The organism is Pseudomonas sp. GW821-FHT07B01, assembly GCF_059419065.1.
Genome location: NZ_JBWKRA010000011.1, coordinates 203,636 through 210,708 on the forward strand (window position 1 = coordinate 203,636; position 7,073 = coordinate 210,708).

7 protein-coding genes are annotated in these 7,073 nt (G+C 59.1%); 3 read left to right on the forward strand and 4 right to left on the reverse strand.

What is annotated here, in order from left to right; genetic code table 11:
* Positions 1-27 precede the first annotated feature (27 nt).
* From AC07S6_RS14810 to AC07S6_RS14825, 4 genes are all read right to left on the reverse strand, one after another.
* On the reverse strand, positions 28-609 hold the full coding sequence (locus AC07S6_RS14810; RefSeq protein WP_014716775.1) for an IMPACT family protein: 582 nt from the start codon (positions 607-609) through the stop codon (positions 28-30).
* Between the two features lie 12 nt (positions 610-621).
* A complete protein-coding gene (locus AC07S6_RS14815; protein ID WP_034125910.1) occupies positions 622-1,281 on the reverse strand; it encodes a TetR/AcrR family transcriptional regulator in 660 nt (219 codons plus the stop codon).
* Between the two features lie 87 nt (positions 1,282-1,368).
* Complete coding sequence (locus AC07S6_RS14820; protein WP_197881098.1) at positions 1,369-2,763, reverse strand: uracil-xanthine permease family protein; 1,395 nt, start codon at positions 2,761-2,763, stop codon at positions 1,369-1,371.
* Positions 2,764-2,851: 88 nt separating this feature from the next.
* Positions 2,852-3,772, reverse strand: a complete 921-nt coding sequence (locus tag AC07S6_RS14825) for a LysR family transcriptional regulator (RefSeq protein ID WP_034125912.1) — start codon at positions 3,770-3,772, stop codon at positions 2,852-2,854.
* A gap of 126 nt (positions 3,773-3,898) precedes the next feature.
* Between AC07S6_RS14825 and aptA the strand changes: the two genes are divergently transcribed.
* The 3 genes from aptA to AC07S6_RS14840 form a co-directional block, all read left to right on the forward strand.
* Complete coding sequence (aptA, locus tag AC07S6_RS14830; RefSeq protein WP_490615492.1) at positions 3,899-5,248, forward strand: omega-aminotransferase AptA; 1,350 nt, start codon at positions 3,899-3,901, stop codon at positions 5,246-5,248.
* A 39-nt stretch (positions 5,249-5,287) separates the two neighbouring features.
* Entirely contained in the window at positions 5,288-6,781 is a 1,494-nt protein-coding gene (locus AC07S6_RS14835) for a CoA-acylating methylmalonate-semialdehyde dehydrogenase (RefSeq protein WP_014716778.1), read from the forward strand.
* Positions 6,782-6,858: 77 nt separating this feature from the next.
* Positions 6,859-7,073 (forward strand): hypothetical protein (locus AC07S6_RS14840; RefSeq protein ID WP_495112545.1); only part of this gene is annotated, 215 nt, incomplete at its 3' end.

Sequence of the window (7,073 nt, forward strand, 5' to 3'; positions counted from 1 at the left end):
GGAGTTCAGCGCATAACAGTAGCAGTTTCAGCGTTCGAGCAGGATGCGCCCACGGCTGAGGTCGGCGAGCTGGGTTTGCAGGGTGTCGATGTGCGCCTCCCCCAGGGCGAGCTGCAGTTCTACGCCGTTGGCGGTAAAGGTTTCTTCCACCACAAGTCCGCCGAGTTCAGCGACACGCAGCTTCACCAGGTTCAGTTCGGAGAAGCCACAGGCGCAACGCAGGGGCACTCGGCTGATCAGCTCGATGCGCTCGGCATTTTGCAGGCATTTATTGGCCCCGCCGCCATAGGCGCGGGCCAAGCCACCAGTGCCCAGTTGAATGCCGCCGTACCAGCGGATCACCAAGACGGCCACCTGATCAAAGCCCTGGGCCTCGATGGCTGCAAGAATCGGGCGCCCGGCGGTGCCTCCGGGTTCGCCGTCATCGCTGCTGCGGTATTGATCGCCCAGCTTCCAGGCCCAGCAGTTGTGCGTGGCGTTGAGGTCGCTGTGTTGCTCGAAAAACGCCTGGGCGTCCTGCGGGCTGGTAATCGGCGCCGCCAAGGTGATAAAGCGACTTTTGCGTATTTCTTCACGAAACTCGCAAAAGCCGGTGAGCGTAAAAGACATAAATCGCTTCGTTTATAGGGCTGGCTTGATGCCGCAGCCTTTGAGAATGATATGGATCAGGTTGGTGCCGGCATCTTCCATGTCCTGCTTGGTCAGCTTGGTGCGACCGGTGACGCGGCAGATCTGGGTGGCGAAGTCAGCGTAGTGCTGGGTGCTGCCCCACAGCAGGAAGATCAGATGCACGGGGTCGACGGGGTCCATTTTGCCGGCGTCGATCCACGCCTGGAACACTGCGGCACGGCCACTGAACCAGGCTCGATAGTCCTGGCCGAAATATTCCGTGAGGCATTCGCCACCGCTGATGATCTCCATGGCAAAGATCCGCGAGGCTTGGGGTTGGCGGCGCGAGAATTCCATCTTGGTGCGGATGTAGCGAGCGAGCGCCACGGCCGGGTCATCCTCGGCGGTCAGCGCGTTGAAGGTGCTGTCCCAGAGTTCGAGGATGTTGCTCAGCACTGCGATGTACAGGCCCAGCTTGTTGGTGAAGTAGTAATGCAAGTTGGCCTTGGGCAGCCCGGCGCTGGCAGCGATGGTGTTCATGCTGGTGCCTTTGTAGCCATGGCGCGCGAATTCATCTTCAGCAGCCTGGAGAATCGCTTGTTCATTCTTTTGCCGAATGCGGCTGGCGGGTTTACCGCCGTGGTTGCTGTGGGCAGGAACTTCGAGGCTCATGGAGGTTTCCGTGCTGATCGATAGAGACGACGTGTGCACAGATAACCCACCCTCAAGCCTCAGACAAGTCCTGATGCAATAAAACCGTCAAAGCGGTTCCAGGCTGTCGCGTTCCGGGGTGTGGTTTGCGGCGGTGGTACTTGCCTTGGCCTCCGGCAGTAACAGGCACAGGAGGATGGCGGTGATACCGCCGCTGGTGATGGCGGAGTCGAACAGGTTCTGCACCAGTGTCGGCATCAGGTGCAGCAGGTTAGGTTGCGCGGCGATACCCAGGCCAACACCGAACGAGGTGGCGATAATCAGCATGCTGCGTCGATCCAGCGGTGCCTGGGCGAGAATGCGCACGCCGGCCGCGGCCACACTGCCGAACATCACCAGCGTCGCGCCGCCCAGCACCGGCTTGGGGATTTGCTGCAGCACGGCGCCAATCAGCGGAAACAGGCCCAGACAGAACAGCAACACGCCGATGTATAAACCGACGTAACGGCTGGCCACGCCGGTGAGCTGGATCACACCATTGTTCTGCGCAAACGTGGTGTTGGGGAAAGCGCTGAAAGTGGCGGCGATCATGCAGCTCACCCCATCGCCGAGGACGCCGCCCTTGAGCCGGCTTATATAAGAAGGGCCGCTGATAGGCTGGCGGGCAATCATGCAATTGGCGGTGAGGTCGCCGACGGTTTCGATGCTGCTGATCAGATAAATCAGCGCAATCGGCAGGAAGGCGCTCCAGTCGAAGTTGAAACCAAAGCGGAATGGTGTAGGCAGGCTGACCAATGGCAGGTCAGGCAAAGCCTGGGGAATCAGTTTACCGCTGAACCACGCCGCGAGGCTGCCCAGGGCCAGGCCGATGATGATGGCCGACAGGCGTACCCAGGGCGTGTTCGAGCGGTTGAGCAGGATGATCGTCAGTACAACGAACAGGCCCAGCGCCAAGTTGGCGGGGGCGCCGAAGTCCGGTGCATTGAAACCGCCGCCGAGGTCGGTGATGCCCACTTTGATCAGGCTGATGCCGATCAGCGTAATCACAATGCCGGTCACCAGCGGTGTGATCACGCGGCGCAGCTGGCCGATAAAGCGGCTCAATACAATCTGTACCGCCGCGCCGAAGAAGCACACGCCGAAAATCATCGCCAGAATGTCTTCCGGGCTGCCGCCGCGTTGTTTCACCAGAAAGCCTGCAGACAACACCGCGCCGAGAAACGCAAAGCTGGTGCCTTGCAGGCAGATCATGCCGGCACCGATACCAAACGGCCTGCGTGCCTGGATGAAGGTGCCTACGCCGGAAACCATCAACGCCATACTGATCAGGTAGGGCAAGTGGGCGGTGAGGCCGAGGGTGGAGCCAATAATCAGAGGCGGCGTGATGATGCCGACGAACGCCGCCAATACATGTTGCAGGGCCGCGAGGAAAGCGGGCAGTGGTTTCGGCCGGTCGTTGAGGCCGTAGATCAGGTCGCTGGGGCTGGAGGATTCTGGGGGCATGGCGGGTCAACTCAAGGCGGACGGTTCAAGGTCCTTGAGTCCTTGCAAAAAGCTGTCCATATGCTCAGCTTTTTGCGCGAGGCCCGAATCAGCGGGTGGCGGCCAGGCTTTCGAGGAAGCTTTCCAGCACCAAATGAGGGCGACGGCCCTTGCGCGTGACCGATGCCAGGCTCAAATCGTAAAAACGTGTAGCCGGTTTCAGCGCACGCAGTCGGCCTTGTTGTACCCACAGGCTGGCGTAGTGATCGGGCAAGTAGCCGATATAACGCCCGGTGAGAATCAGGAACGCCATGCCTTCCCGGTCTGAGGCACTGGCGGTGCAGTTGAGCGCCTGGTAATGGGCTTGGATTTCCGCAGGTAAGCGGAAGGTGGGGGCGATGGCGTCCTGGCTGTCGACGCGCTCGTCGTCGAGTTGCTTGTTGTCGGCGTAAAACAGCGGGTGGCCGACCGCGCAATAGAGCAAGGAACGTTCGCTGTACAACGGCTGGTATTCCAGGCCCGACAGTGCGCTGGCCTGGGGCACCACACCGACGTGCAGGCGACCGTCGAGTACGCCTTGCTCCACTTCATTGGGGGCGATCATGCGGATCTGGATCTGTACGTCCGGGCCGCGTTCTTTCAACTGCGCCAATGCGTGGGTGATGCGCATATGGGGCAGAGTGACAAGGTTATCGGTGAGGCCAATGATCAACTCGCCGCGCAAATGTTGGTGCAGGCCGTTGACCTCGGTGCGAAAACTTTCCAAGGCACTCAGCAGTTGCAGGGCAGATTGATAGACCTCGCGGCCTTCTTCCGTCAGGGAAAAACCGGCGCGGCCGCGTTGGCAGAGTCGTAGCCCGAGTCGTTGCTCAAGGTCGCTCATCTGCTGGCTTATGGCCGAGCGCCCGATGCCGAGAACGGTTTCCGCTGCCGAGAAGCCGCCGCACTCCACCACGCTGCGAAAGATGCGCAGCAGGCGAATATCGAAGTCACTGACTTGGGCCAAAGGGTCGGGACGACGGCTGCTCATAGTTTAGTGAAGTCCTGACTGAAGGTTAGAAGAGTTGGATTTCACCGACTTTATCCCCGTGGCAATTTAGCTGCAACAACGCTTTTTCAATCCCGACGCTGCCTTTTGCCCTGCGAGGTTTTGCTGATGAACATGCCCGAAAACGCCCCATCGTCCCTGGCCAGCCAATTGAAGCTGGATGCACACTGGATGCCTTACACCGCCAACCGCAACTTCCAGCGCGATCCACGCCTGATCGTGGCCGCCGAAGGTAGCTGGTTGACCGATGACAAGGGGCGCAAGGTCTATGATTCGTTGTCGGGCCTTTGGACCTGTGGCGCCGGGCATACGCGCAAGGAAATCCAGGAAGCGGTCGCCAAGCAATTGGGCACCTTGGACTACTCCCCGGCGTTCCAATACGGGCATCCGTTGTCCTTCCAATTGGCGGAAAAGATTACCGACCTGACCCCAGGCAACCTGAATCATGTGTTCTTCACCGATTCGGGCTCTGAATGTGCCGATACGGCGGTGAAGATGGTACGGGCCTACTGGCGTCTGAAAGGCCAGGCCACGAAGACCAAAATGATCGGTCGCGCCCGTGGTTACCATGGCGTGAACATCGGCGGCACCAGCCTGGGCGGTGTGAACGGCAATCGTAAGATCTTTGGTCAGGCGATGATGGACGCTGACCATCTGCCTCACACCTTGCTGGCGAGCAACGCTTTTTCCCGAGGCATGCCGGAGCTGGGCGGCATCGCGCTGGCCGATGAGTTGCTCAAGTTGATCGAGTTGCATGACGCTTCCAACATCGCGGCAGTGTTTGTCGAGCCAATGGCTGGCTCTGGTGGCGTACTGCCGCCGCCACAGGGTTACCTCAAGCGTCTGCGTGAGATCTGCGATCAGCACAATATCTTGCTGGTATTCGACGAGGTGATCACCGGCTTTGGTCGTACGGGCTCGATGTTTGGTGCTGACAGCTTTGGTGTGACGCCGGATCTGATGTGTATTGCCAAGCAAGTCACCAACGGTGCGATCCCGATGGGCGCGGTGATTGCCAGCAGCGAGATCTACCAGACGTTCATGAACCAGGCGACGCCGGAATACGCAGTGGAATTCCCCCACGGCTACACCTACTCGGCGCACCCGGTGGCTTGCGCGGCGGGCTTGGCGGCATTGGACCTGTTGCAGAAAGAAAACCTGGTGCAGAGCGTAGCCGAAGTCGCACCGCACTTTGAGAATGCGCTGCACGGTTTGAAGGGCAGCAAGAATGTGATCGACATTCGCAACTACGGCCTGGCCGGTGCGATTCAGATTGCCCCGCGTGATGGAGATGCCATCGTGCGTCCATTCGAGGCCGGCATGGCGTTGTGGAAAGCTGGTTTCTATGTGCGTTTTGGCGGCGACACCCTGCAGTTCGGGCCAACCTTCAACAGCAAGCCGCAGGACCTGGACCGTCTGTTTGACGCGGTCGGCGAAGTGCTGAACAAGATCGACTGATTTCTCCATCTATATAGAACAACTTTTCAGGAACCCTGCATGAGCCTTATCCAGCATTTGATTAACGGCGAGCTGGTCAACGACAGCGGTCGTAGTGCCGACGTCTACAACCCGTCTACCGGCCAGGTGATTCACCAGGTGCCTTTGGCCAGCCGTGAAACTATTCAACAGGCGATTGACTCAGCCAAGGCGGCATTTCCGGCTTGGCGCAATACGCCGCCGGCCAAGCGTGCCCAGGTGATGTTCCGTTTCAAGCAACTGCTGGAGCAGAACGAAGCACGGATCTCGCAGTTGATCAGCGAAGAACATGGCAAAACCCTGGAAGACGCCGCGGGTGAACTCAAGCGTGGGATCGAGAACGTGGAGTACGCGTGCTCGGCGCCGGAGATTCTCAAGGGTGAATACAGCCGCAACGTAGGGCCGAACATTGATGCGTGGTCGGACTTCCAGCCATTGGGCGTGGTGGCAGGTATTACTCCGTTCAACTTCCCGGCGATGGTGCCGTTGTGGATGTACCCGCTGGCGATTGTCTGCGGTAACTGTTTCATCCTTAAACCTTCAGAGCGCGACCCGAGTTCGACGCTGTTGATCGCGCAGCTGTTGCAGGAAGCCGGGCTGCCCAAAGGCGTGCTCAGCGTGGTGCATGGCGACAAGGGCGCGGTGGACGCATTGATCGAAGCGCCTGAAGTCAAAGCCTTGAGCTTTGTAGGCTCGACGCCGATTGCCGAGTACATCTATTCCGAAGCGACCAAACGTGGCAAGCGTGTGCAGGCGCTGGGCGGGGCGAAAAACCACGCGGTGCTGATGCCGGATGCAGACCTGGATAACGCTGTGAGTGCCCTGATGGGCGCGGCGTATGGTTCCTGCGGTGAGCGTTGCATGGCGATCTCGGTGGCTGTGTGCGTGGGCGATCAGGTGGCGGATGCATTGATTGCCAAGCTGGTGCCACAGGTCAAGGCGTTGAAGATTGGTGCGGGCACTTCTTGCGGGCTGGATATGGGCCCGTTGGTGACGGGGCAGGCGCGAGATAAAGTCAGTGGCTATATAGAAGACGGTGTGTCGGCGGGGGCTGAGCTGGTCGTTGATGGCCGTGGCTTGAGTGTTGCCGGGCATGAGCAAGGTTTTTTCCTCGGTGGCAGCTTGTTTGACCGCGTCACCCCTGAGATGCGTATCTATAAAGAAGAGATCTTTGGGCCGGTGCTGTGCGTAGTGCGGGTGGATAGCCTGGAAGCGGCGATGCAACTGATCAACGATCACGAATACGGCAACGGTACTTGTATCTTCACCCGCGATGGCGAAGCTGCGCGTCTGTTCTGTGATGAGATTGAAGTCGGCATGGTGGGTGTTAACGTGCCGCTGCCGGTGCCGGTTGCGTATCACAGCTTTGGTGGCTGGAAACGTTCGCTGTTTGGCGACCTGCATGCCTATGGGCCGGACGGGGTGCGTTTCTATACCCGTCGCAAGGCGATCACCCAGCGTTGGCCGCAACGGGCCAGCCATGAAGCGTCGCAATTCGCCTTTCCTAGTCTGTAAGGCTCAGTAGGCAGAAGGCCGGACCCTTGGGGCCGGCCTTTGCGTTATTGGGCTTTTTTGACTTATATGACAGAAATGTGAAAAAGAAGGTTGACGGCAGATTCTGGACGCCTATAATTCGCCCCACTTCCGGCGCAGTCGAAACGGAAAACTTCTTGGTAAACAATAAGTTACGCAGTTCTCGACAGCAAGTTGCTTCAGTTCATCGAAGCCAGAAGGAAGTTGAAAAAGAGGTGTTGACAGCAGCGTGTAACGCTGTAGAATTCGCCTCCCGCTTACGAGAGATCGCAAG

Bases quoted from the DNA above. Each gene is read 5' to 3' on its own strand.
- AC07S6_RS14810 (WP_014716775.1), bottom strand. From the start codon at position 609: ATGTCTTTTACGCTCACCGGCTTTTGCGAGTTTCGTGAAGAAATACGC.
- aptA (WP_490615492.1), top strand. From the start codon at position 3,899: ATGAACATGCCCGAAAACGCCCCATCGTCCCTGGCCAGCCAATTGAAG.
- AC07S6_RS14820 (WP_197881098.1), bottom strand. From the start codon at position 2,763: ATGCCCCCAGAATCCTCCAGCCCCAGCGACCTGATCTACGGCCTCAAC.
- AC07S6_RS14815 (WP_034125910.1), bottom strand. From the start codon at position 1,281: ATGAGCCTCGAAGTTCCTGCCCACAGCAACCACGGCGGTAAACCCGCC.
- AC07S6_RS14825 (WP_034125912.1), bottom strand. From the start codon at position 3,772: ATGAGCAGCCGTCGTCCCGACCCTTTGGCCCAAGTCAGTGACTTCGAT.
- AC07S6_RS14835 (WP_014716778.1), top strand. From the start codon at position 5,288: ATGAGCCTTATCCAGCATTTGATTAACGGCGAGCTGGTCAACGACAGC.